The 24,007-nt window shown below is 65.9% G+C and carries 22 protein-coding genes and 1 pseudogene; 12 read left to right on the forward strand and 11 right to left on the reverse strand.

Annotated elements, in window-relative coordinates; all coding sequences use genetic code 11:
* Positions 1-148: 148 nt before the first annotated feature.
* From AWB78_RS23335 to AWB78_RS23385, 11 genes and pseudogenes are all read left to right on the forward strand, one after another.
* Positions 149-559, forward strand: a pseudogene (locus AWB78_RS23335) (FAD-dependent monooxygenase); the annotation flags it as partial.
* Positions 560-613: 54 nt separating this feature from the next.
* The gene (locus AWB78_RS23340; RefSeq protein WP_062608362.1) at positions 614-1,147 is read left to right on the forward strand and encodes a VOC family protein; all 534 of its coding nucleotides are present in this window, start codon (positions 614-616) and stop codon (positions 1,145-1,147) included.
* On the forward strand, positions 1,144-2,496 hold the full coding sequence (fahA, locus tag AWB78_RS23345) for a fumarylacetoacetase (RefSeq protein WP_062608363.1): 1,353 nt from the start codon (positions 1,144-1,146) through the stop codon (positions 2,494-2,496). The genes AWB78_RS23340 and fahA overlap by 4 nt, the downstream gene beginning before the upstream one ends.
* Positions 2,493-3,260: an alpha/beta fold hydrolase gene (locus tag AWB78_RS23350; RefSeq protein ID WP_062608447.1), complete on the forward strand. Its 768-nt coding sequence runs from the start codon at positions 2,493-2,495 to the stop codon at positions 3,258-3,260. Before fahA ends, AWB78_RS23350 begins: the two co-directional genes overlap by 4 nt.
* Before the next feature lie 24 nt (positions 3,261-3,284).
* Entirely contained in the window at positions 3,285-4,103 is an 819-nt protein-coding gene (locus AWB78_RS23355; RefSeq protein WP_062608364.1) for an FAD binding domain-containing protein, read from the forward strand.
* A gap of 22 nt (positions 4,104-4,125) precedes the next feature.
* Positions 4,126-4,593 (forward strand): SRPBCC family protein, encoded by a 468-nt coding sequence (locus AWB78_RS23360; protein WP_062608365.1) that lies wholly within the window; start codon positions 4,126-4,128, stop codon positions 4,591-4,593.
* Positions 4,594-4,611: 18 nt separating this feature from the next.
* Entirely contained in the window at positions 4,612-5,121 is a 510-nt protein-coding gene (locus tag AWB78_RS23365) for a (2Fe-2S)-binding protein (protein WP_062608366.1), read from the forward strand.
* Positions 5,118-7,451 carry a xanthine dehydrogenase family protein molybdopterin-binding subunit gene (locus AWB78_RS23370; RefSeq protein ID WP_062608367.1) on the forward strand — a complete coding sequence of 778 codons (2,334 nt, stop codon included), beginning with the start codon at positions 5,118-5,120 and terminating at the stop codon, positions 7,449-7,451. Before AWB78_RS23365 ends, AWB78_RS23370 begins: the two co-directional genes overlap by 4 nt.
* A gap of 24 nt (positions 7,452-7,475) precedes the next feature.
* Entirely contained in the window at positions 7,476-8,201 is a 726-nt protein-coding gene (locus AWB78_RS23375; RefSeq protein WP_062608368.1) for an enoyl-CoA hydratase/isomerase family protein, read from the forward strand.
* Positions 8,202-8,256: 55 nt separating this feature from the next.
* Entirely contained in the window at positions 8,257-9,822 is a 1,566-nt protein-coding gene (locus AWB78_RS23380; RefSeq protein ID WP_062608369.1) for a UbiD family decarboxylase, read from the forward strand.
* 104 nt (positions 9,823-9,926) lie between these two features.
* Positions 9,927-10,850 carry a LysR family transcriptional regulator gene (locus tag AWB78_RS23385; RefSeq protein WP_062608370.1) on the forward strand — a complete coding sequence of 308 codons (924 nt, stop codon included), beginning with the start codon at positions 9,927-9,929 and terminating at the stop codon, positions 10,848-10,850.
* Between the two features lie 3 nt (positions 10,851-10,853).
* On the opposite strand, the gene AWB78_RS23390 is transcribed toward AWB78_RS23385, so the two are convergent.
* From AWB78_RS23390 to AWB78_RS23435, 10 genes are all read right to left on the reverse strand, one after another.
* Positions 10,854-11,876, reverse strand: a complete 1,023-nt coding sequence (locus AWB78_RS23390) for an XdhC family protein (RefSeq protein WP_062608448.1) — start codon at positions 11,874-11,876, stop codon at positions 10,854-10,856.
* A 193-nt stretch (positions 11,877-12,069) separates the two neighbouring features.
* Positions 12,070-12,912 (reverse strand): IclR family transcriptional regulator, encoded by an 843-nt coding sequence (locus AWB78_RS23395; protein ID WP_062608371.1) that lies wholly within the window; start codon positions 12,910-12,912, stop codon positions 12,070-12,072.
* Positions 12,913-12,979: 67 nt separating this feature from the next.
* Positions 12,980-14,521, reverse strand: a complete 1,542-nt coding sequence (locus AWB78_RS23400; protein WP_062608372.1) for an AMP-binding protein — start codon at positions 14,519-14,521, stop codon at positions 12,980-12,982.
* A 27-nt stretch (positions 14,522-14,548) separates the two neighbouring features.
* Entirely contained in the window at positions 14,549-16,330 is a 1,782-nt protein-coding gene (locus tag AWB78_RS23405) for an ABC transporter permease subunit (RefSeq protein ID WP_062608373.1), read from the reverse strand.
* Positions 16,331-16,339: 9 nt separating this feature from the next.
* Positions 16,340-17,401: an ABC transporter ATP-binding protein gene (locus AWB78_RS23410; RefSeq protein ID WP_062608374.1), complete on the reverse strand. Its 1,062-nt coding sequence runs from the start codon at positions 17,399-17,401 to the stop codon at positions 16,340-16,342.
* A gap of 11 nt (positions 17,402-17,412) precedes the next feature.
* Complete coding sequence (locus AWB78_RS23415; RefSeq protein ID WP_062608375.1) at positions 17,413-18,474, reverse strand: ABC transporter substrate-binding protein; 1,062 nt, start codon at positions 18,472-18,474, stop codon at positions 17,413-17,415.
* A 54-nt stretch (positions 18,475-18,528) separates the two neighbouring features.
* A complete protein-coding gene (locus AWB78_RS23420) occupies positions 18,529-19,290 on the reverse strand; it encodes an enoyl-CoA hydratase/isomerase family protein (RefSeq protein WP_062608376.1) in 762 nt (253 codons plus the stop codon).
* A 464-nt stretch (positions 19,291-19,754) separates the two neighbouring features.
* Entirely contained in the window at positions 19,755-20,924 is a 1,170-nt protein-coding gene (gene solA, locus AWB78_RS23425; protein WP_062608377.1) for an N-methyl-L-tryptophan oxidase, read from the reverse strand.
* A 77-nt stretch (positions 20,925-21,001) separates the two neighbouring features.
* Positions 21,002-21,400, reverse strand: coding sequence for an H-NS histone family protein (locus AWB78_RS23430; RefSeq protein WP_374729486.1), 399 nt, complete (start codon positions 21,398-21,400; stop codon positions 21,002-21,004).
* A gap of 70 nt (positions 21,401-21,470) precedes the next feature.
* A complete protein-coding gene (locus AWB78_RS23435; RefSeq protein ID WP_062608379.1) occupies positions 21,471-21,938 on the reverse strand; it encodes a YaiI/YqxD family protein in 468 nt (155 codons plus the stop codon).
* Positions 21,939-22,154: 216 nt separating this feature from the next.
* On the opposite strand from AWB78_RS23435, the gene AWB78_RS23440 reads away from it, so the two are divergent.
* On the forward strand, positions 22,155-23,057 hold the full coding sequence (locus AWB78_RS23440; protein WP_062608380.1) for a LysR family transcriptional regulator: 903 nt from the start codon (positions 22,155-22,157) through the stop codon (positions 23,055-23,057).
* 17 nt (positions 23,058-23,074) lie between these two features.
* Here AWB78_RS23440 and AWB78_RS23445 read toward each other — a convergent pair whose 3' ends face one another.
* Complete coding sequence (locus AWB78_RS23445; protein WP_062608381.1) at positions 23,075-23,998, reverse strand: SMP-30/gluconolactonase/LRE family protein; 924 nt, start codon at positions 23,996-23,998, stop codon at positions 23,075-23,077.
* Between the last annotated feature and the right edge of the window lie 9 nt (positions 23,999-24,007).

Consider the following 24,007-nt stretch of genomic DNA (forward strand, 5'->3'; position numbering starts at 1 on the left):
TACCACACCCATACGTATATCAACAGTGACATTCATCGGTCGTGACGTGCCACCACAAGACTTTATTGGGCACCCCGCCGAAACCCGCGCCGATACAAGGCCTGGCTGTCGAAAATCGCGTTTTTGGCCGTGGAACTGTCGAACTCCGGTGATCTCGGCCATCGACGTGCCGTACAAATGGGCGCTCATGATCCGCGAGCCGATGACGCGCTGGAGCTCGGGCAACGCAACGCTGCTCGGCGACGCCTGTCATCCCACGCTGCCGTTCCTCGCGCAGGGCGCGGGCATGGCGCTCGAAGACGGCTATCTGATCGCGCGCTGCCTCGAGCACTACGAGAACGATCTCCCGCGCGCGCTCGAACGCTTCGAGTCGCTGCGCCTCGAACGCACGTCGCGCATCGTGCGCGGCTCCGCGGCGAACACGAAGCGCTTTCACAATCCCGCCCTCGCGCATGCGGAGGGCGCGGCGGAGTACGTCGATCGCGAGTGGAGCGAAGAGCGCGTGAAGGAGCGCTACAACTGGCTGTTCGAATACGACGTCGATGCCGTCGAAGTCTGAGCGGGCACCCCTCGTCACGTCACGCCTCATCACGCCGCATCAAGGAGACACAGCATGCCCGATTCCCTGCCGCCGGTGCTCGGCCTGCACCACTTCGCGTGGCGCTGCCGCAATGCCGAAGAAACGCGCCATTTCTACGAGGACATCCTCGGCCTACCGCTGGTTCATCTGATCCGCCTCGACCGCGTGCCGAGCACGGGCGAATACTGCCCGTACGTACATCTGTTCTTCGAGATGGCGGACGGCTCGAACATCGCGTTCTTCGATCTCGGCGACGACACCGCCGCCGAGCCTTCGCCGAACACGCCGCCGTGGGTCAACCACATCGCGCTGCGCCTCGCCACGCTCGACCAGCTCGAAACGATGAAGCAGCGTCTCGTCGATCACGGCATCGAGGTGCTCGGCGTGACCGATCATCACTTCGTGCGCTCGATCTACTTCTTCGATCCGAACGGCTTGCGGCTCGAACTGACGGTGCCCGTCGCGGCGCCGGAAACGCTCGCGTCGTACCGGACGCACGCTCATGCCGCGCTCGACGCGTGGGTCGAAGAACGCAAGAACGCCGTACCGGAGACGCCCCTCGCATGACCGTACTCAACGCCACACACGATCCGGCGCGACGTAGCTGGATCGACTCGGCCAACCTGCCCGGGGCGGATTTCCCGATCCAGAACTTGCCGTTCGGCGCTTTCGAACGCGATGGCGTCGCGCGCGCCGGCGTCGCGATCGGCGAGCATGCCGTGGATCTGCAAGCGCTCGCCGGCAGCGGCCTGCTCGATGCGGGCAGCGACGCCGCCCTCGCCTGCGAAGCCACGCGCGACGGCACGCTCAACCGCCTGATGGCGATGCCGCACCGCTATGCGAGCGCCCTGCGCGCCGCGCTTGCCGATCTGCTGAAAAGCGACGCGCCGCAGCGTGCCCGCGTGCAGCAGCAAACCGATGCGCTGTTGCCGCGCATCGACTCGCTCGCACTGCGCCTGCCGTGCGAAGTCGGCGACTACACCGACTTTCTGACGTCGCTGCATCACACCGAGCGGCACGGGCGCTACAAGGGTCTCGCCGATCCGCTGCCGCCCGCGTTCAAGTCGCTGCCGATCGCGTATCACGGACGCGCTTCGTCGTTGCGCGTGAGCGGCGGCGATGTGCGCCGTCCGCACGGCCAATATCGCGATGCGAACGGACAGATCGTGTTCGGCCCCGCGCCCGCGCTCGATTTTGAGCTGGAACTCGCGGCGTGGATCGGCCAGGGCAATGCGTTCACGCAGCCGATCGCCGTCGACGATGCGGCCGCGCACATCTTCGGTTATTCGCTGCTCAACGACTGGTCCGCGAAAAGCATTCAGTGGTTCGAACAGGTGCTCGGCCCGTTTCTCGGCAAAAGCTTCCATTCGAGCGTGTCGCCGTGGATCGTCACGTCGGAGGCGCTCGCGCCGTTCCGCAAGGCGCTGGCCGCGCGCGCATCGGATGATCCGCCGCTCATGGCGCATCTGCACGGCGCGCGCGATCAGCAGGAAGGCGGGCTGCATCTGGAGCTGCACGCGCATCTGTCGACGCGGCACTTGCGCGAAGCCGGCGCCGATGCCGTTCGCATCACGCACACGCATCTCGACAATCTGTACTGGACGTTCGCGCAGATGGTCGCGCATCACACGAGCAACGGCTGCAATCTGCGCCCCGGCGACCTGCTCGGCAGCGGCACGATTTCCGGCGCGGATGACGCGGCGCGCGCGTGCATCACGGAGCTGACCAACGCGGGCCGCGATCCGCTGCGCCTGCCGAACGGCGAAACGCGCACCGCGCTCGAAGACGGCGACGAAATCGTGCTGAGCGCACGCGCGACGAAAGCGGGTGCGGTATCGATCGGCTTCGGGGAATGCCGTGGCCGCATCGCGCCGGCGTTCGCGTTCGCGTCCGGCGAAGCGGAGGCCGCGGCATGACGCAGGCGCTCAACGGCTACGTGCAGGTCGGCCACGGCCCGCGCAAGGTGCTCGCGATGAACGGCTGGTTCGGCAGCGCCGACGACTGGCAGCCGCTCGTCCCCGCACTCGATACGGATGCGTTCAGCTACGTCTTCTTCGACTATCGCGGCTACGGCCGCTCGCGCGAGCGCGACGGGGCGTTCACCTTCGATGAAGCAGCGCGGGACGTGCTCGCGCTCGCCGATCATCTCGGCTGGAACAGCTTCAGCCTGATCGGTCATTCGATGGGCGGCGTCGCGATCCAGCGCGTGCTGCTCGCCGCGGGCGATCGCATCGAGCGCATGGCGGGCGTGTGCGCCGTGCCCGCGTGCGGCTCGCGCATGGACGAAACGCGCCTTGCGGCATTTCGCGCCGCCGTGGACGACATCGAGCGGCGCGCGGCGATCATCGCGTTCTCGACCGGCAATCGCCTCGCGCCGCGTTTCACCGCCCATCTCGCGCGGGAATCGCAGCGGCTATCGCGCGCCGATGCCTTCGCGGGCTATCTGCCGCATTGGGCGGCGAGCGATTTTTCGGCTGACGTAACGGGCAACGAGACGCCGGTGAAGCTCTTCATCGGCGAGCACGATCCCACGCTGACCGCCGACGTGATGAACCGCACCTGGCTCGCGTGGTATCCGCGCGCGAGCGTCGAGACCATCGCGAACGCGGGCCATTACCCGATGTACGAAGCGCCCGTCGCCCTCGCGACCTCACTCGAAAACTGGCTGAAACAGGCCTGACGGCCACGGGCCGCAGGAGACTTCATGTACGAGACTCTATATCTGCGCGCGTCGTCGCTCGACGAAGCAGCCGCATGGCTGCGCGAGCACGAGGACGCCCGGCCGCTGTCGGGCGGCATGACGCTGATTCCCACCCTCAAGCAGCGGCTTGCCGCGCCTTCGCATCTGATCGACCTCACGCGCATCAAGGCGATGCGCGGCGTGAGCGTCGAAGGTGGCGTGCTGCGCGTCGGCGCGCTGACGAAGCATGCCGAAGTGGCCGCCTCGCACGTGGTCGCAGAAGCGATTCCCGCGCTCGCGCAGCTCGCGAACGTGATCGCCGATCCGCAGGTGCGCAATCGCGGCACGATGGGCGGCTCGGTCGCGAACAACGACCCCGCCGCCGACTATCCGAGCGCCGTGCTCGCGCTGAACGCGCAGGTGCTCACGTCGCAACGGCGCATCGCCGCCGACGACTTTTTCGTCGATACCTTCGAGACCGCGCTGGAACCGGCCGAGCTCGTGACGGGCTTCGAGTATCCGCTCCCGTTGCGCGCCGCGTATGCGAAGTTCCGCCAGCCGGCATCGGGCTATGCCGTGGTGGGCGTGTTCATCGCCCAGTTCGCGGATGCGATTCGCGTCGCGGTCACCGGCGCGGGTGCGTCGGTGTTCCGCTGGCTCGACGCCGAAGCCGCGCTCGCCGCCGATCTGTCCGACACCGCGCTAGACGCACTGAAGATGGACGCCGGCATGCTGCCCGACGACGCCAACGGCTCGTCGTCGTATCGCGCCCATCTGATCGAAACCTACGCGCGCCGCGCATTGCAGGCGCTGCTGACGCAGCCGCTGCGGCAGCCTGCCTAAACCGTTTTCAGGAGACACACACATGGAGTTCACCGGATCGCAGACCATCGCCGCCACGCGTGAGCAGGTATGGGAAGGCTTGAACGATCCCGCAGTGCTGCAGGCATGCGTGCCGGGCTGCGAGGAATTCGTCGGCGAAAGCGACAGCGAGTACAGGGCCGTGGTGGTCGCCAAGGTCGGCCCCGTCAAGGCGCGTTTCAAGGGCACGCTCGTGATCTCGGATCGCGACGGCCCGAACGGCTACAAGATCCTGGGCCAGGGCGAAGGGGGCATCGCGGGCTTCGGCAAGATGAACGCGACGGTCACGCTCGCCGACGCCGACGAAGGCGGCACGCTCCTCACCTACGTCGCCGACGCGCAAGTGGGCGGCAAGCTCGCGCAGATCGGCTCGCGCCTCGTCACGTCGGTGGCGAACAAGCTCGCGGCGGAATTCTTCACGCGCTTCAACGCGACGATGAGCGCCCCGGCGAACGCCGACGCGTCGCAGTGAGCACGCGGGGAACGAACCATGGCTGACATTCAACTACGCGTAAACGGCGTCGACGTGACGCGCACCGTGCCCGATCAGACGCTGCTCGTCGAATTCCTGCGCGAGACGCTGCGCCTCACCGGCACGCACGTCGGCTGCGACACGAGCCAGTGCGGCGCGTGCACGGTGCATCTCGACGGCGTATCGGTGAAGTCGTGCACGGTGCTCGCCGCGCAGGCGAGCGGCGGCACGGTCACGACGGTCGAAGGGCTGCGCGAAAACAATGACGCGCCGCTGCACCCGGTGCAGAACGCGTTCGTGCAGTGCCACGGCCTGCAGTGCGGCTTCTGCACGCCGGGCATGATCATGTCGTCGAGCTTCTATCTGCGCGAGCAGCCTTCGCTCGACGAAGAAAGCATCTGCCACGCGCTCGAAGGCAACATCTGCCGTTGCACGGGCTACGTGAACATCATCGAGGCCGTGCGCCATGCGGCGCACGAGATGTATCCCGCGCTCGCCGACGCCACCACGGAGGACGCCAAGCGATGATCGGCCAACCCATCCCGCGCCGCGAAGACCGGCGCTTCGTGACCGGCAACGGCCAATACACCGACGATCTGCGTGTCGATGGGCAGGTGCATGCGGCCTTCCTGCGCTCGCCTCACGCGCACGCGGCGCTGCGTTCCGTCGATGTGTCGGCCGCGCGCGAGGCGCCCGGCGTGATCGCGGTGCTCGTCGGCCAGGATTATCTCGACGATGGCTATCAGGGCGTCGATCATGTGCCCAATCCGATCGATGCCGTCGATGCCACCAAGAAGGCATTCCTCACCTCGCTGACCGGCGAAATCTTCAACCAGTTGCATATTCCGCTGCCGATCGACCGCGTGCGCTACGTCGGCGAGCCGATCGCGATGGTCATCGCCGAAACCGCGCTCGCCGCGCGCAACGCGACGGAAATGATCGATGTCGATTACGACGAGCTCGATGCCGTCGTCAATGCCGCCGACGCGATGCAGGACGGCGCGCCGCAACTGTGGGACGGCGCGGCGCACAACCTGTGCTTCCAGACGCAGATCGGCGATCGCGACGAAGCGCGCCGCACCATCGCCGATGCGCCGTTCGTGCTCACGCGCGAGTTCCATCACAGCCGCGTCGTGAATTGCCAGATGGAGCCGCGCAGCGCGATCGGCGTGTTCGACGGCGAAAGCGGCGTCTACACGCTGATCTCGGGCAGCCAGGGCGCGGTGCGGCAGAAAATCTGCCTCGCGCTCGCGCTGAAAGTGCCGCCCGAGCAGGTGCGCGTGGTGTGCCCCGATACCGGCGGCGGCTTCGGCCCGCGTTCGTTCATCTACGTCGAGCAGCTCGCCGTGGTGTGGGCCGCGCGGCGCTTGGGGCGGCCGGTGAAGTGGACGAGCGATCGCAGCGAAGCGTTCCTCTCCGACTATCAGGGCCGCGACCAGATCATCCGCGCCACCTTCGGCTTCTCGCGCGACGGCCGCATTCTCGCCATCGACAACGAGTGGATCGGCAACGTCGGCGCGCATACGGTGTCCTATGTGCCGATGTCGAACGGCACGCGCATCATGACGACGGTCTACGACGTGCCGCTCGCCGCGGTGCACATCAGCGCCGTGCTGACGAACACGGTGCCGACCGCGCCGTATCGCGGCGCGGGCCGCCCCGAAGCGACGCATGTGATCGAGCGCATGCTCGACCTCGCGGCGGCGGAACTCGGGCTCGACCGCGCGGAGATTCGCCGCCGCAATCTGATCGCACGCGACAAGCTGCCGTACCGCAGCCCGATGGGACTCACCTACGACAGCGGCGAGTTCGCGCGCAACATGGCGCGTGCGCTGGAACTCGCGGAATGGGACGGTTTCGAGGCGCGTCGCGCGGCGTCGCGCGAAAGAGGCATGCTGCGCGGCATCGGGCTCGCGAACTACATCGAGTCGCCGGTGGGCGCGCCGCGCGAACGTATCGAGCTGACGGTATGGCCCGAAGGCCGCATCGATATCGTGTCCGGCACGCAGTCCACCGGTCAGGGCCACGAAACGACGTTCGCGCAAGTCATCGCGCAGCATCTCGGCGTGCCGATCGATTCGATCACGCTGCGCACCGGCGATACCGCGTTCGTCAGTGTGGGCGGCGGCAGCCACTCGGACCGCTCGATGCGCCTCGGCGGCATGCTGCTCGTCGATACCGCCGCGCAGATCGTCGCGCTCGGCAAGCGCGTCGCCGCCGAACTGTTCGATGCCTCGCCCGAGCGCGTGACCTTCGTAAACGGCGCGTTTGCGGACGCGGCTTCATCGCGTGAAATCAGTCTGTTCGACGTGGCGGCGCACATCGCGCGCGACGGCCTGCCGGGCGATCGCGCCATGCGCAAGCTCTATGCGGAAGCCGAAGTGAACACGCGCGTGCCCGCGCATCCGACGGGCGCGGCCGTTTGCGAGCTCGAAGTGGACCCGGACACGGGCGTCGTGAAGCTCGTCAACTACACGTCCGTCGACGATGTCGGCCAGCCGATCAATCCGCTGATCGTCGAAGGGCAGGTGCACGGCGGGCTCGCGCAGGGCATCGGCCAGGCGCTCTCGGAAACCTGCTATCTCGATCGCGACACAGGTCAGGTGCTGACCGGCTCGTACATGGACTACGGCATGCCGCGCGCGGGCGTGATTCCGCGCCTGAACCTCGAACTCACCGAAGATCCGACGCATGGCAATCCGCTGCGGGTGAAGGGCGGCGGCGAAAGCGGCATCACGCCCGCCACCGCGACGATCTTCAACGCGCTCGCCGACGCGCTCAGGGAATTCGGCAGCGACGAACTCGCGATGCCGGCCACGCCGAAAGTCGTGTGGGAATTCATCCATCGCGACGCATGAACACGCTTCAATAAGGAGACCAGCATGACCAGCCCTCACATTGCGATCCGCCGCACCGGACCGCTCGTGGACGTGGTGCTCGACCATCCGGAAAACGGCAATCTGATCGACGCGCCGATGAGCGCGACGATCATCGAAACCGTCACGACCCTCGACGACGACGTGAAGCTCGTGCGCATCCTGTCGAGCGGTCCCGACTTCTGCCGCGGCCGCCTCTCGCCGATGCCGCCGAAGGACGCGAAGCCGTCCGCCGAAACGCTGCGCCGCGTGGTCGCCGCGCCGCCGCTCGCGCTCTACGACGCGCTCAAGGCCGTGCGCGTGCCGGTGGTGTCGGTCGTGCGCGGCGAAGCGCTCGGCGTGGGCTGCGCGCTCGCGGGCGTGTGCGACATCGCGCTCGCGTCCGACGACGCCGTGTTCCAGATTCCCGAAATGGAACGCGACATCCCGCCGACGCTCGTGATGTCGGCGCTGATCGGCCGCGTGCCGGTGAAGACCGTCGCGCACATGGTGCTGAGCCGCGCGCGTCTCTCTGCGGGCGAAGCACTGCAGGCGGGGCTCGTGAGCCGCGTCGTGCCCGCCGCGAATCTCGACGCCGAAGCGGATGCGCTCGTCGACACGCTGCTCGGATGCAGCGCCGTCACGTTGCGCGCGGTGACGCAGTTCCTGCATCTCGCGCCCGAAATGCCCGCGAGCGGCGCGAGCGGCTTCGCCGCGCATCTCGCGGCGACGGCGCTTTCCGCGCGCTTCTGACGATCTCGCGAAGCCGCCGCCCCGCACGACGAATCCACGCATCAAGGAACCCAGATTGAGACCCAAGACCGCCATTCCCTCGACCGTCGACGGCACGCCCGCGCCCGACCTCGAACGCTTCCGCCTGCGCCGCTTCCTCGAATCGCTCGACGAGACCGAGCTCGAACGCCATGACGCGCCCGTCGATCTCGCCGACGTCGCCGGCATCATGGAGGGCAATCCGCGCGCCGTATGGTTCAGCCGGCCGTCCGGCGGCGCGGTATCGCTCGCGGGCAGCGTCGCCGCAAGCCGCTCGCGTCTCGCGAAAGCGTTCGACACGACGCCGCAGCGCCTGCTCGACACCGTGCGCGAACGTCTGCGCGTAAAGGGCAAGCTCATCGAAGTGAGCCGCGAGGAAGCGCCCGTGCAGCAGGTCGTGCTGACCGGCGACGCATGCGACTTCACCGCCCTGCCCGTGCATCTCCAGCATGATCTGGACGGCGCGCCGTACGTCTCGGCGTCGATCGACTTCGCGGTCGATCCCGAAACGGGCTGGACCAACGTCGGCATTCGCCGGCTGATGCTGCGCGGACGCCGCACGGCCGGCATCGATCTGGTGGCGCCGTCGGACCTGCGGGCCATCGCGATCGGCCACGCGAAACGCGGCGAGCGCACGCCGATCGCGTTCGCCGTCGGCACGCATCCGGTCGATCACGTCGGCGCGACCATGCGGATTCCCGCCGACGAGCTCGAACTCGTGGCCGCGCTGCGCGGCGCGCCGATGGGCGTCGTCAAGTGCGTGACCAACGACCTGCTCGTGCCCGCCGACGCCGAGTTCATCCTCGAAGGCTATCTCGACGAGCGCGGCCATGCGGAGCCCGAAGGTCCGTACGGCGAGTTCCTCGGCTACTACGGCGGCGTGAAGACGAACCCGGTTTTTCATCTGACCGCGATCACGCACCGGCGCGACGCCGTCTTTCAGACGTGCACGATCGGCGGCCGCTCGATGGCGCGCACCGATACGGCTCAGCTTGCCGCGCTGCGCACGGAAGTGACCGTATGGCGCGCGCTCGAAACGGCCGTGCGCGAAGTGAAGGCCGTCTATGCGAATCCGGCGACGGGCGGCATGTTCAACGTGCGCATCGCGATGCAGCAGCGCGTGCCGGGCGAGGCGCGCAACGCGATCGCGGCCGTGTTCGCGTCGCTTGCGAACGTGAAGCATGTCTTTGTCGTCGATCCGGACATCGACGTGTTCTCCGATGAAGAGATGGACTGGGCGCTCGCCACGCGCTTCCAGGCCGATCGCGATCTGGTGCTGCAGGACAGCCTGCGCGCGATGCCGCTCGATCCATCCCTGCTCGGCGCGACGAAAACGGCGAAGGCCGGCTTCGATCTCACGTTGCCGCTGCTCGCGCCGGGCGCCGAGCGCGATCTGGAGCATCGCGTGCCGACGCCGCCGGCGTATCGCGGCACGCGCTTCGACTCGCTCGACGCCGCCCTCGACGACGGACCGAAACGCTTCTCCGAACTGATGGCCGCAACCGGCACGCGCGACGGCCGCGAAGTCGTGCGCTGGCTCGAAGACACGGCGCAACGGCGTGCGATCACGCGCGACGAAGAAGGCCGCTACGTCTTCGCGTGACGCCCCGGCGGCGGCTACACCTGCGTCCCGAGGTGCAGCAGCCGCCGCGGCAGACGGGATAGAATCGGGCATCCCCACGCCCGAATTACACACGGCTGTCGTTGATGAATCTGTCCCTCAAACAACTCAAGGTTTTTCTCGGCGTCGCGAACGCGTCGAGCTTCACGAAGACCGCGCAGAGCATGCATCTCAGCCAGGCGGCGCTCTCCGCGATCATCCGGGAACTGGAAACGCAGCTCAATTGCCGGCTGCTCGAACGCACGACCCGCACGGTGTCGCTGACCGAAGCGGGCCGCCTCTTCTATCCCACGGCGATGGCCATCGTCGAGTCGCTCGAGAAGTCCGTCATCGAGCTCAACGAACTGGGACGCCAGAAGCAATCGTCGCTGCTGCTCGGCTGCACGCCGATGATCGCCGCGAGTCTCATGCCGTCGGTGCTCGCGCGCTTCTCGCAGATCCATCCCAACGCTCAGATCGAACTCGTCGACCGCAATCCGACCGAGCTCGTGCAGATGGTCGAGGAAGGCCACCTCGATGCGGCGTTCGGCGTGTTCTTCTCGCAGCTTTCCGGCATCGACCGCACGCCGATCTTTCCGACGCGGCTCGTCGCGGTGTCGCAAGCGCAGGCCGGCACGCCGCTGCGCGGGCCCGGCATTCGCTGGACCGCGCTCGAGGATCGGCCGCTCATCACGCTGCCGAAGGACAATCCCCTGCAGCGGCTGATCGAGGCCACGCTGTCGAAGGAGGAAGTGACGGTCAGCCGCCGCATCGTCGTGGGCCATCTTCAGACGGCCATCGCGATGGCGCAGGAAGGGCTCGGCACGGCCGTCATGCCGTCGTTCAGCGAGCATATCTGCTACCGCTATCAGGTTCGCATCGATCCGCTGCGGCCCGAGGTGCCGCTATCGTTCTACCGCATCACGCGCACCGGGCGCGATACGCTCGCCACGCTCGATCAGTTCACGACGATGTTCGTCGAAGCCGCGAAGGAAGATCCGACCGGCCTGAACGACGCCGACGAAGACTGAGCCTCACGCGAAACACAGCGAACCGGCCGACGCCGCGATTTCGCGTGCGGCCTTCGCGCCTTCCACCTGCAGGATCGTCGGCAGCGACACGCCGTTCTTCGCGGCCGTGAGCTGGGCGAGAATCGAGATCGCGATCTCGGGCGGCGTGCGGCTGCCGATATAGATGCCGGCCGGGCCATGCAGACGCGCCAGCTCGGCATCGGAGAGATCGAACGCTTTCAGACGCTCGCGCCGCGCCGCGTTGTTGCGCCGCGAGCCGAGCGCGCCCACGTAGAACGCAGGCGTCCTGAGCGCTTCCATCAGCGCGAGATCGTCGAGCTTCGGGTCGTGCGTGAGCGCGATCACGGCGCTGCGCTCGTCGAGACGCATGTCGAGCACCGTGTCATCGGGCATCGTGCGCACGAGCGTCGTGCCCGGCACATCCCACACGTCCGTATATTCCGTGCGCGGATCGCAGACGGTCACGTGATAATCGAGGCCCGTCGCAATCTGACAGAGATAGCGCGAAAGCTGGCCTGCGCCGATCACGAGCAGCCGGTAACGCGGCCCGTGAATCGTGACGAAGCGCTGTCCGTCGAAGAAGACACCTTCGGTCGAGCGCGCCGGCGACAGCCTCGCCGTGCCGCTTGCCATGTCGAGCGTGCGCGCGACCAGTTCGCCTGCCTCGACATGGCAGCGCAACGCCGCGAGGCCGCTCGCGTCGTCGAGCGGTTCGAGCACGAGTTCGATGGTGCCGCCGCACGGCAAGCCGAAGCGATGCGCTTCGTCCGCGCTGATGCCGTAACGCACGGCCTGCGGCCGGTGTGCCTCGATGCCGCTGCGGCGCACGCGCTCGATCAGATCATCCTCGATGCAGCCGCCCGATACCGAACCGGCCACGACGCCGTCATCGCGCACCGCGAGCATCGAGCCTTCCGGGCGCGGCGACGAGCCCCACGTCTTCACCACGGTGACGAGAAGCACGCGATGCCCCTCGCCGATCCACCGTTCGCCGGCTCTGAGCACTTCGAGATTGACGCTGTCCAATTTCAACTCCGGTCGTTCGCGCGAGCGCTTTGCCGCCTGCATCGAGAACGCGACGAAGGTCATGCGAGCGGGACGTGTGAGCGCGCGAAACGAATACAGCCCACGCCCGTTTCGCTGAAAGTGTAAGCGGGCGTCTTCGTGGAGTGAATCAGCGATTTTTTATCGATTCATCGGCGGCGTCGATGAATTCGCGCTACTCCAGGCGACGCCGCGTCGAGATGGCCGACGCCGTCGAGATGACCAGATCGGCGAAGCGCCGCTCGTCACGGTCGGCGTGCCATCGCGATCTCGCCACCGCGATATTCACCGCGCCGATTCCTCGCCCGTGCGCATTGGTGATCGCCGCCGCCGTCGAAATATCGCTGACGAAGTACTCGTCTTCCGTATGGGCGTACCCCTGCCTGCGGATTTGCGCGATGCGGTCCTTGATCTTGCGTGGCTGGTACACGGTCGACGACGTATACGGCACGAGATTCGTGCGCAACAGGATGTCGTCGATTTCGCCGTCGGGCAGCGTCGCCAGGATGGCGAGTCCCGGCGCAGTGCAGTATGCGGGCAGACGCGAACCCGTGATCACGTGGGCGTTGAACACGTTGCGGCTCACGATCCGCAGCACGAACACGATGTCCGTATCGTCGAGCACGGTGAGATTGGTGGCTTCCTCCGTCTCCGAGCCGAGTTGCTGGAGATAAGGCGTCGCACGACTCACGAGTTCGTTCGATGTCAGATAGTGGTACGTGAAGTCCAGCAGCCTGGGCGACAGTTCGTACTTGCGACTGTCGGCATCCTTGAACAGATAGCCGAGCGCCGCGAGCGTGAACGTGAAGCGCTGCGTCGCGCTCATGTCGAAACCGGTGAGCGACGAAATCTCCGACAGCGACAACTGGCGCTTGCTGCCGTCGAAGGCGGTGAGCACTTTCATCGCTTTTTCGACGGACTGCACGTACAGCGAAGAGGCGCTCGGGTCCGCCGCCTCGGCCTGCGGCTTCGTCGCTGGGCTCTTGCGCTTGCGCGGAACTTTGGGCGCTTCGATCATCACGTGTTCATCTATTCGATTGTTGGTGAATTATCGCATAGCCCTAATTCGCTATCGACATGCGATATTACGCCCGTGTCTTGCCCATGCGATCCCACGCGTCGTCCACGCTGCGCGGCAACAGATGCTTCTTGATACGCTCGCTCGCCGTCAATTCGAAGCTTTCCACCACACGGTAATAGCGCGGCAACTGAAAACTGGCGAGCCGCTCGCGCGCCCACGCGTGCATGGTTTCCCAGTCGACGGGTTCTTCCTTGAACTGCACGTTGAGCAGAATATCCTGCTCGCCGATCGCCGATGCCACGCCGATCGCGGCGCTGGCGCGAATGGCGGGATGCGTCGCGAAAATGCGCTCGATCTCCCACGCCGATACGTTCTCGCCGCGCACCCGCATGCTGTCCGTCTGCCGGCCGATGAAGAAGAAGTCGCCGTCGGCATCGCGCCGCGCGCGGTCGCCCGTGTGCAGCCTGCCGTTGCGCAAGGCGGCTTTGGTCGCGTCGGGATTCTTGAGGTACGTCGGCAGGAATGTGCCATCCACCTTGCTCGACAAGACGATCTCGCCCGCTTCGCCGTCCGTCACGGGCTGGCCATCGTCGCCGAGCAGCTCGATATCGATCCACGGCAGCGCGCGGCCGATCGACCCCGGCTTGCCGGTCGCGTTCGCAGTCGCGAAGCTCGAACATTCGGTCATGCCATAGCACTCCCGCAGGCGCACGTTGAGCCGCTCCTGCACCGGCACCCACGCGGAGGCGCTCACGCCCGCGCCCCATGCGACGCGCAGCGTGTGCGTCTCCGGCTGTGCGTCCGGCGGCAACTGCATGAGGATATCGAGCACGCCGCCGAGATAATGCAGCTGTGTAGCGCCGGCGCGCTGAACCTGCGGCCAGAACTGCGAGGCCGAGAAGCGCGGCACCGCGTGCAAGGTCACGGCTTCGAGGAACGGCAGCAGCAGCATCTGGGCACCGCCGATATGACACAGCGGCTCCCACAGGAACAGGCGGTCGCCTTCGCGCACATCGGCGACGCGCAACGCCGCCTCGCCCGCGATGCGCATCATCCGGTGCGTGAAGACGACGCCCTTCGGCGCGCCCGTCGTGCCCGACGTGTAGATGATGCACAGCGGATCGTGCACGCCGATATCCGGGCTCGCGAATGCGGCATTCGCTTCCTGTGCATCGAACGCGGGAATGCGCACACGCCGCGTGGAACCGCAGTCGATCGTCGCGGTCACGGCATCGAATTCGTCCTCGATGATGAGCAGCTTCGGCTCCGCGTGCTGCAGCAGATACTCGAGGCCCGCGCCGCGCAGCTTCGTGTTCACCGGCACCCAGACGAGTCCGCTCAGCATGAGCGCGTAGATCAGATGGACGTGCTCCGCGCTGTTGCCGAGCATGACCGCGACGCGGTCGCCCGGCACGAGTCCTTCCCGCGCGAACCAGCGCTGCAACTGCGCGACATGCCGCGCGATGTCATGGCAGGTGATCGCCCGATCGTCGAAGTGCGCGACGGTGCGCGCCGGCTCACGGCGCAATCCCGCCGCGAGCAGTGGCACGCAGTCGAGTTCGTCGTCGGCGTGGCGGTGAGCGAAGTATTCCGAATAGCGATGCATATCTATACCGATTGAAAAACCCGCGATTCAGCGCGCGCGGCGCTTGAGCCAGGACGAAACCGCCACGACGAGCGCGATGAGAATGACCAGCGTGGTCGATACAGCCGCGAGCGTCGGCGTGACCGCGAGCTGGATGTCGTCCCACATCTGCTTCGGCAGCGTCGAGTTGATGCCGCCGCTCACGAAGATCGCGATCGTCAGATCGTCGAAGGAAACGAGGAAAGCGAACAGGAACGCGGCGGTCACGCTCGCCATGAGCAGCGGCAGCACGATCGACGTGATGCGTCGCAGCGGCGAGGCGCCCATCACGCGCGCTGCGTCGTCCAGACGCCAGTCGAAGCGCTGGAAGCCCGCCGCGAGCGTGACCACCACATAGGGAATCGCGAGCACCGTATGCCCGACCACGAGGCCGAGATTGGTGCCCGTGAGTCCGAGGCGGCCGAACAGATACAGGAGACCGACCGCGACGACGATGCGTGGCACGATCAGCGGCGCGACCAGCAGCGCGAACACCGGCTTGCTCGCACGGCGCGGCATGCGCGTCATCGCGAGCGTCGCGCCGAAGCCGAGCAGCAGCGACAGCAGCGCGGTGCCGAGACCCACTTCGAACGACCGGATGATCGCGCTGTGCCACACGGGCGAATCCATGAAGGTGCCGAACCAGCGCGTGCTGAAGAGCTTCGGCGGGAACGCGATGTAGTCGCTCGTCGTGAACGCATACGGAATCACCGACAGCACCGGCACCACGAGCATCACCATGATGACGCACGTATAGAGTCCGAGCGGGCTCGCGGCGCGCGCGGCCGTGTCCGCATGCACGTTGCGGCGCATCATGAACGGGGCGAAGACGCGACCCGCCGTCATCAGCAGCGCGAGCTTGAACCCCTGCGCACGCGAGCCGCGCGAACGCTCCGTCACCTCGCCCGTCAGCGACGTCAGGCCGACCATGCGGTCATAGACGAAAAAGATGACGATCGAGCAGATCAGAAGCACGGTCGAAAGCGCGCCGGCGAAGCGCATGTCGAAGAGTTCGAGGACGGACGAAATCACGAGCTGCGCGATCATCGTTTCCTTCGGCGAGCCGAGCAGCGCCGGCACGATAAAGAAGCCGAGGCTCGAGATGAACACGAGCAGCCCCGCCGCCGCCACGCCCGGCGAAGAGAGCGGCAGGAACACCGTGAAGAAGCTCGTGCTGCGCTCCGCGCCGAGCGTCTCCGCCGCCTGCGCGAGCCGGTCGTCGATGCCGCGCATCACGGGCAGCATCGTCATGACGGCGAGCGGCAGCATCGAATGCACCATGCCGATGAGCACGCCGGTCAGCGACGGTATCGTGCCGCTCGTCTCGCGCACGAGGCCGAGCGAGAGCGCGATCGTGGAAAGCACGCCGGTCTTCGAAAGCAGCAGCATCCACGCGTAGGTCTTGACGAGATAGCTGGTCCAGAACGGCAGCATGATCCACAGCAGCCAGCGTTCGCGCACGCGCTCCGACAGCCGGCTCAGCATGTACGCGACCGGATAGCCGAGCAGGATGGACAGCGCCGCCGTCAGGAACGATATGGCGAAGGTGATCCACAGCACCTTCGCGTACACGGGCGTGCGCGCGATGCGTTCGAACTGTGCGAAGCCGATCTGGCCGTCGGCGCCGACGAGACCGCCTTGCAGGATCTCGCCGACCGGCACGATGAAAAACACCAGCAGGAACAGCAGCGTGGGCACGATCGGCAGAAAGCGCATGCAGCGCGCGAGCACGACGGACCGGCCGCGCCGCGAGGCTTCGTTTTCGCGGTGCGCATGAAGAGCGATGGTCATGGCGGTTCCTCAGGCGTGCAGCAACGTCGTGCGATGCGGGTCCCACGTGAGACCCACCCTGTCGCCGACGCGCGGTGTCACGCTGCGTTCGCAGCGCACGGTCAGCTCGCTGCCGTCGCTCATCGAGAGCTGGACGCGCGTGTCGCTGCCGAAGAACACGACATCCGCGATCGTGCCATCGACAAAGCCGCTCTGCGGTTCGACGAGGCGCGGCGCTTCGGGACGCAGAAGCAGCGTGTGACGCGTGGCGGGCGCGCCCGATGCGCCGGCCGGCAAAGGAATGCGGCCGCCCGCCGCGAGCAGGATCGGCTCGCCGGCGGCGCCGCGCGCAGCATCGAGTTCGCCTTCGAGCAGATTCGAATGGCCGATGAAACCGGCCGCGAAGCGCGTGGCCGGACGATCGTAGAGATCCGCGGGCGTGCCCACCTGCTCGATGCGCGCCTGGTTCATCAGGCAGATACGGTCGGAGAGCGTGAGCGCCTCGTCCTGATCGTGCGTCACATAGACGAAGGTCGCGCCGAGCTCCTTGTGCAGGCGTCGAATCTCGGACTGCATGTGTTCGCGCAGTTTCTTGTCGAGCGCGCCGAGCGGCTCGTCGAGAAGAATCACCGAAGGCCGGTACGCGAAGCAGCGCGCGAGCGCGATGCGCTGCTGCTGCCCGCCCGACAACTCCTTGGGAAAGCGCTTCGCGTATTCGGTCATGCGCACCATCGCGAGGGCGTCGTCGACGGCGGCGCGCACTTCCTCGCGCGATTTGCGGCGCATGCGCAGGCCGTATGCGACGTTGTCCCACACGCTCATGTGCGGGAACAGCGCATAGCTCTGGAACACCATGCCGATGCCGCGCTTGCCCGGCTCGACATGCGTGACGTCGCGCCCGTCGATCTCGATGCGCCCCGCGCTCGGCGCGACGAGGCCGGAGATCATCTGCAACAAGGTCGTCTTGCCCGAACCCGATGGACCGAGCAGCGTCAGGAATTCGCCCGCCTGCACGGCGAGGTCCGTCGGTTCCAGCGCGACCGAATCGCCATAGCGCTTCGCGATGCCGATTGCCTCGAGTTTCGAGCTCATCGTCCGCTCCTTTACGAAATGATCCAGGAATTGAACCGCTCGGTGACCTTCTGGCGGTTCTCTTCCCACCATTGCGGGCTCGGCAGCTTCATGTCCTTGATGTTCTCCTGTGCGGTCGGCAAGAGCGTCGCGCGCTCCTTGCTGATGGACTCGAAGGACTTCTTGTTGGTCGGGCCGTATGCGAGCGTGCGCGTGAGCATGGCCTGACGTTTCGCGTCGGCGCAAAAGCGCACGAACTGCTTCGCGGCATCGGCGCGCGGCGTGCCCTTCGGAATGCCCCAGCCTTCGATCGAATACAGGCCCTGATTCCACACGATCGTCACCGGCGCGCCGCTGTCCTTCGCGGCTTGCGCGCGGCCGTTCCAGGTCGAGATCATGTCGACGTCGCCGCTCTGGATCGCCTGCATCGCCTGCGCGCCGGAGGTCCACCAGATGTTGATGTGCGGCTTGATCTTGTCGAGACTCTTGAACGCGCGGTCCACGTCGAGCGGATAGAGCTTGTCGAGCGGCACGCCGTCGGCGAGCAGCGCCTGCTCGAGCGTGTCGAGCGGACTGCGGCGCAGGCAGCGGCGGCCGGGGAATTTCTTCACGTCCCAGAAGTCCGCCCACGACTTCGGGCCGTTGTCCTTGAACTTGTCCGCGCGGTACGCGAGCACGGTCGAATACACGTCGACGCCGAGCCAGTTGGGCGTGATCGCCTCGGGCATGATGTCGGGATAGTCGCTCGCTTTCAGGCCGATCGGCTCCAGCAGGCCTTTCGCTTCGAGATACGGAATGTCCGCCGAGAGCGTCAGCGTGGTGACGTCCCACACATAGTTCTTCGTTTGCACCATCGCCGCGAACTGCGCGACCGGCTGCGATTCGCGCGCAACGCTGACGACCTTGATGCCCGTCGCTTTCTCGAACGGATCGTAGAAGGCTTCGCGATACGCGGTCGTGTACGGGCCGCCCGGGTCCGATACGACGATCTGCTTCGTTTGAGCGCGTGCGGCCAGCGGCATCGCGCCGGCCACGGCGAGCGCGCCCGCGCCATGCAGAATGCGGCGGCGCGTCGGGTTGAAGTCTTGCGTCATGGTTCAGGTCTCTCGCACTGGGGTTGAGAAGAAACGGCTCGACTTCAGCCCGATTTATCCGGCGCGCTTTTTGAAGAACTCTTCCATCATGCGGGCGGGCTCGCCGGAGTCGTACGCCTCGCGCTGGATACGTTCTCCCGCCTCGATACAGTCCACGAAACCCGGCTCGGTCATCTCGCGGAAACGCTGCTTGTCCAGACGCATCGCGACGGGCGGCTTGGCGGCGAGTTCAGTGGCGATTTCCAGCGCTTTCTCGAAGACCTTGTCTTCGTCGACGATGTGATGAATCAGCCCGATGCGATAGCACTCGTCGGCATCCATCAGACGGCCGGTGAGCGTGAGCTCGATGGTGCGCGACATGCCGAGCATCGAATTCATGATCCACGGTCCGGTCGTGCTGGCGATGCCGGCATTGATCTCCGGCTGGCCCATGCGCACGCCCGCGTGACCCACGCGGATATCGCCGAGCAGGGCGACCTGAAACGCCGAACCCGCGGCCGTGCCGTTGAGCGCCATCACGAGCGGCTTGGAGAGGCCGCGCAGCGTCGCGTAGTAGCGCTGCCACTCCTTGACCCACGCTACGGCACGTGCGCCGTCGAAATCGTGCGCCTCCGCCAGATCCTGCCCCGCCGAGAAGGCGCGATTGCCCGCGCCCGTCATGATGATCGCGGCGACGTCGTCGTCGGCATTGAAGCGCTCGAGCGCCGCAATGATCGATTCGCGCATCGGCGTGGTCCACGCGTTCAGGCGCTCGGGACGATTCAGCGTGATGACCGCGACGCGGCCGTGATTCGAAAACAGAACGTCGTCACTCATGATTTATCGCATCGTAATAGTTGATGGTGAAATGCAATATAGGTTCATCAAAAATATGGTGCAAGCGGGTTTACGCGGAACACGTGCAACTCGATTTTTAAAACGCGCGCGACGCGAGTCGTGTCGATCGAGCAAGGGAAAACGATGGGTAACGAGCGTGCGAATGCGTCGAGCCGAGGGTGGCTCGATGCATTCGTTCAGAGGAGCAGGGGAAAGTACGGGAAGCGCGAGGACGTACGTTAATCGTGCGACTGGACAGGTGTCGCGGTCCGCCGGAGCACGGCTTGGCTACGTCTCGGTCGGGCGTCTACGCTCCGGCATCGTCAAGGATGCCGGGCGGCATAAAAAGGGGGCGAGATCCTGTGAGATGAAGCGTAGCGCGGTCGGATGCTGCGCCGCGCGATGCGTCGGCGCAGCGGCCTGCGGCCATTGCCAACGCGCTCGAACGCGTCGTGACCGACCCGCTAGCCGAACCTTGCAGCACGGAACTGCTGCAGGCTCCCGTCGTCCTGGCCGATCGCCCACAGTGCCATCCGCTCGCCGAGACCGGCCGAATTCTTGAAGCCATGGCCCGAGCAGGCGGAGACCACCTTCACGTTCTCCATGTCGCGATAGGTATCGACGATGAAGCCGGAATCGGTGCTTACCGTGTACAGACACGCAGCAGCGTGGACCGGCCTGGACGAAACGCACGCCAGTCGTCCGGCGACGTGGTTCTCGAACATGTTGCGCGACTCGTCGGCGCTCACTGTCCTGTCGAAATCATCCGGCGAGCAGGCCGTTTCATATTGCTCTGTTGCGACCTTCACGCCCGGCACTCCGTCGAGCATCGGGAACCCGTACATGTAGTCCTGGTCGCCTTCGCCGTGCATCCAGATAAACACAGGACATGTCGCAGGCGAATACAGGGATGGACGGGTCGTCTCGAACCAATGCAGCGTCTGGCGCCTGACGCGCAGGTTTCTGCCGACGTTACCTTCAGCCATGCCGGGAATCCACGCGCCTGCCGTCACGATCACCTTCGCAGCGGAATAGGCGCCGGCTGCGGTACGAACGACGACGCCGTCTCCCTGCTTCTCGATGGCCACCACCTTTTCGTTCGTCCGGATGGATGCGCCGAGCGCCATCGCCAGCGCGATCTGGGTCTCGACACAGGCTTCGGGAATCAGCACGCCCGCATCGTGTTCGAAGTAGCCGGTTTCATCGCCGCGGGTCTGGAACTGGGGAAATCGATCCGAGATCTCGCTCGCACTGAGCACCTCGTGTTCGATTCCATGCCGGCGCGCGTTCGCAATGGTCGTTTCGACGAAGTCTGGCTTGCCGTGATGACTGGTTGCTCCGCCCCGCGCCCCCAGTATCAGGCCGCCGGTCCGGTGATATAGCTTTTTACCGGTCTCGGCCTCCAGTTCATTCCAGATTTCGTGCGAGCGCCTGATGAACGGGATATACGCCTCTCCTTCGCCAGCCGCGAGGCGCGTGATGCGGGTATTGCCGTGACTCGAGCCTTTGTCGTGAGGCGGAGCGAACTGGTCGATACCGATGACCTTCACGCCCCGCTTCGCCAGTTGACAGGCCGTCGCGCTGCCGAAGGCGCCAAGCCCTACCACGATCACATCAGCCGTTCTGCCGTCCATTCGCCGTTCCCTTTTCATTCACCCATCGCACCGATGGCAGTATCGGACCACACGAACGACGCGACGGCTTGCATCGCTCACCGCTGGACGGCAAACAGGTCCGCCTGAACCATCGCCTCCTGGGCGCTGTGCGAATCCGCGAGGAATTCGTTGCGGTCCTTGCCGGCAATCCACCGGGGCACGCGTCCACGACCGCTCCACGTCGCTCCGCTGACCGGGTCGCGGTATTTCGCGGCCGGCTCCTGCTCCGGCTCCGGCGACGGTTCGCCTGCCTTACGGCCCATGAGTTCGTTAAGCGTAATTCCGTATTCGCGCATCTTCTGCACGATTTCTGTCAGCGCGTGCCGTGTCTCTCTGTCTTTGGCTTCCAGCAATTGTTTATCCAATGCCTCTTGCTGCGCCCGCAGTTGGGCGATTTCAAAACTCTGATATGCCATGGTTATCTTGTTCGTGCGCCGATTCGATTCTTGCTGCAATCAGGTTCCGAGGAACCGGACTGGCGGAAGTTGGGTTTGAGAGTATACCCGTGCGTCCGATGACCCCGACTCAAGCTGCCCCGCCCGAGCCTCCAGCGTGTCGTGCGAGAAAGCGGTCCAGTTGCGCAGCGAAGGCCTTGCTGTCGCCCGGTGAGTAAGCCGCAGGCCCGCCGGTATCGACACCCGATGCGCGGAGCTGATCCATTACATCGCGCATCGTCACACGCTCCCGGATATTCTCGCGATTGAACCAGCTCCCGCGCGGATCGAGCACATGCGCGCCCTTCTCGATGGCAGCGGCAGCCAGCGGTATGTCGGCGGTAATCACGAGATCGCCGTCTCCGACCAGCTCGATGATTCGATCATCGGCGGCATCGAAGCCGGCAGGCACCTGGATCGCCTTGATAAAGCGGGACGGCGGCGTGCGCAGATACTGGTTCGCCACCAGCGTGACGCATACTTCGACACGCCGGGCGGCGCGAAACAGCATCTCCTTGACGACGACCGGGCAGGCGTCCGCATCAACCAGCACTTGCATCGCGGTGTTTCCGAGTTAGAGCGAGGGAGCGCTCATCTTAATGCGCGAATGCGTCCGAGGCGAAGCAAGACGAGCGTTGAGGGCCGTTTCCCGCACGATGTGCCGCACTCCCATGTGAAGCGTTCCCTGAATTTTTGCACTTGCAACCGGCGCCATGCATACTTTCGCTTCACAGGAAAGCATTGCGGCGAGAAGACCGCGCCCCTCGGAGACTCAATGCGTTTCGATCTGCAGTCGCTGAAATTGTTCGTCGCCGTCTGCGAGCACGGCAGCATTGCCCGCGCATCGGAAGCCGAGAATATCGCGCCTTCCGCGCTCAGCGAGCGCATGTCCCATCTCGAGGACACGCTCAAGACCGCGCTCTTCGTGCGCAGCAACAAGGGGCTGGAACTGACGGCCGCGGCCGCCGCCCTCTTGCAGCACGCCCGGGTGCTCCTGCGCGACATCCAGCAGATGGAAAGCGAGTTGCTCGACCATGCCGAGGGCGTGCGCGGACAGATCCGGCTGCATGCCAGCCTCTCCACCATCGTGCAGTACATCGCCAATGACATCCGCGTGTTTCTGGAACTGCATCCGGGGCTGCGCATCGATCTGCAGGAAAGCCTGAGCCCGGCGGTGGTCCGCGCCGTCGCCGAAAATACCGCCGATATCGGCGTGTTCGGCGGCACGACCGTGACCACCGGCCTGCAGGTCTATCCGTACCGCAGCGACCGGCTGGTCGTCATCATGCCGCCCGATCATCCGCTCAGCGGCGCTGGCCGGGTCACTTTCCGCGAGATGGCCGAATACCCGCTGGTGGGGCCGCAAGTGGGCAGCTATCTGAATTCGCTGGTGTTGCGCGCGGCGGCCGATCTGGACCACCCGCTCAAGCTGTCGATCCGGGTCAATGGTTTCGAGCCGGTGCGCAGCATGGTGGAGGCTCGTCTGGGCATCGGGCTGGTGCCCGAGCATCATGCCGAGCGCTATGTCAGTTCGGCGCCGCTGGTCGCCGTTGCGCTGGACGAACCGTGGGCCGAGCGCCACTGGAAGATCTGCGTGCGCGAGGCCGAGTCGCATCCCGCGCCCGTTCAGCTCTTTCTCGATCATCTGCTCGCGAGTCGCGGTGCAGCAGCGGCCTAGCGGTCACGGCACGGTCGTCACGAATACGCCAGCTTCAACCCGGCCTGCGGCCAGGGCAGCACCGCAAGACGTCCGGTGCCCGACAGCGTGACGTAGGCCGTCCTCATGTCGCCGCCACCGAAGCAGATGTTGGTCACCATGCCGTCCGGCACCATCACCTGTCGCAGCACCTCGCCAGACGGCGCGACCACCGTGATGCACCCGGTGACCAGCGTCGCCACGCAGATATTGCCGTCCGCGTCCACGGCCAGGCTGTCGAAGCGCTGATACCCCGGCAGCCCGCACACCAGACGCCCGCCGTGCGGAGACGGGTAAGGGTACTTGCGCGCCCGGCCGGGCGCATCCAGATCGAACGCCCACAGGCGCGCGGTCTCGGTCTCCGCCACATAGACCACACTTCCGTCGGGCGACAGGCCGACGCCATTCGCCGTGGTGAGCGGGTACGCGACTTCGACGATCATCGATCCATCGGCGCGTCCGTAATAGAGGCCCGCGTGATCGCGGTCGCGCAGCCGGTTCTTGCCGAAGTCGGTGAAATAGAAGCCGCCGTCGTGGTCGAACACGATGTCGTTGGGACCGGAGAGCGGATAGTCGCCGCAGCGGTCGTACAGCGTCGTCAACGCGCCTGTCCGCGGGTCGAAGCGCTCGATACGGCCACTGGTGTAATGCGGATGCACGCCGGGTCGGGTGCGCTTCAGCCCGGCGACTGTGCGAAACAGGAAGCCTCCGTTGTTGCAGATGTAGAAGGCGCCATCCGGCCCCAGCGCCAGGCCGTTCGGCCCGCCGCCCACCTCGGCGAGCACGCTCACGGTGCCATCGGCGGCCACGCGGCTGATCGTCTCGCGCTCGATTTCGACCAGCACGATCGAGCCATCGGGCATCGCCACGGGGCCTTCGGGAAACTTCAGGCCTTCGGCCAGGATGCGGATGCCGCTTTCCATCGTTCATCT

This window comes from Caballeronia calidae (assembly GCF_900044055.2).
GTDB lineage: Bacteria > Pseudomonadota > Gammaproteobacteria > Burkholderiales > Burkholderiaceae > Caballeronia > Caballeronia calidae.

What these genes read in the sequence shown, in the direction of transcription:
- AWB78_RS23355 (WP_062608364.1), top strand. Translation starts at nt 3,285, where the DNA reads ATGTACGAGACTCTATATCTGCGCGCGTCGTCGCTCGACGAAGCAGCC.
- AWB78_RS23440 (WP_062608380.1), top strand. Translation starts at nt 22,155, where the DNA reads ATGCGTTTCGATCTGCAGTCGCTGAAATTGTTCGTCGCCGTCTGCGAG.
- fahA (WP_062608363.1), top strand. Translation starts at nt 1,144, where the DNA reads ATGACCGTACTCAACGCCACACACGATCCGGCGCGACGTAGCTGGATC.
- AWB78_RS23445 (WP_062608381.1), bottom strand. Translation starts at nt 23,998, where the DNA reads ATGGAAAGCGGCATCCGCATCCTGGCCGAAGGCCTGAAGTTTCCCGAA.
- AWB78_RS23420 (WP_062608376.1), bottom strand. Translation starts at nt 19,290, where the DNA reads ATGAGTGACGACGTTCTGTTTTCGAATCACGGCCGCGTCGCGGTCATC.
- solA (WP_062608377.1), bottom strand. Translation starts at nt 20,924, where the DNA reads ATGGACGGCAGAACGGCTGATGTGATCGTGGTAGGGCTTGGCGCCTTC.
- AWB78_RS23370 (WP_062608367.1), top strand. Translation starts at nt 5,118, where the DNA reads ATGATCGGCCAACCCATCCCGCGCCGCGAAGACCGGCGCTTCGTGACC.
- AWB78_RS23360 (WP_062608365.1), top strand. Translation starts at nt 4,126, where the DNA reads ATGGAGTTCACCGGATCGCAGACCATCGCCGCCACGCGTGAGCAGGTA.
- AWB78_RS23350 (WP_062608447.1), top strand. Translation starts at nt 2,493, where the DNA reads ATGACGCAGGCGCTCAACGGCTACGTGCAGGTCGGCCACGGCCCGCGC.
- AWB78_RS23435 (WP_062608379.1), bottom strand. Translation starts at nt 21,938, where the DNA reads ATGCAAGTGCTGGTTGATGCGGACGCCTGCCCGGTCGTCGTCAAGGAG.
- AWB78_RS23365 (WP_062608366.1), top strand. Translation starts at nt 4,612, where the DNA reads ATGGCTGACATTCAACTACGCGTAAACGGCGTCGACGTGACGCGCACC.
- AWB78_RS23340 (WP_062608362.1), top strand. Translation starts at nt 614, where the DNA reads ATGCCCGATTCCCTGCCGCCGGTGCTCGGCCTGCACCACTTCGCGTGG.
- AWB78_RS23415 (WP_062608375.1), bottom strand. Translation starts at nt 18,474, where the DNA reads ATGACGCAAGACTTCAACCCGACGCGCCGCCGCATTCTGCATGGCGCG.
- AWB78_RS23395 (WP_062608371.1), bottom strand. Translation starts at nt 12,912, where the DNA reads ATGATCGAAGCGCCCAAAGTTCCGCGCAAGCGCAAGAGCCCAGCGACG.
- AWB78_RS23400 (WP_062608372.1), bottom strand. Translation starts at nt 14,521, where the DNA reads ATGCATCGCTATTCGGAATACTTCGCTCACCGCCACGCCGACGACGAA.
- AWB78_RS23405 (WP_062608373.1), bottom strand. Translation starts at nt 16,330, where the DNA reads ATGACCATCGCTCTTCATGCGCACCGCGAAAACGAAGCCTCGCGGCGC.
- AWB78_RS23385 (WP_062608370.1), top strand. Translation starts at nt 9,927, where the DNA reads ATGAATCTGTCCCTCAAACAACTCAAGGTTTTTCTCGGCGTCGCGAAC.
- AWB78_RS23375 (WP_062608368.1), top strand. Translation starts at nt 7,476, where the DNA reads ATGACCAGCCCTCACATTGCGATCCGCCGCACCGGACCGCTCGTGGAC.
- AWB78_RS23410 (WP_062608374.1), bottom strand. Translation starts at nt 17,401, where the DNA reads ATGAGCTCGAAACTCGAGGCAATCGGCATCGCGAAGCGCTATGGCGAT.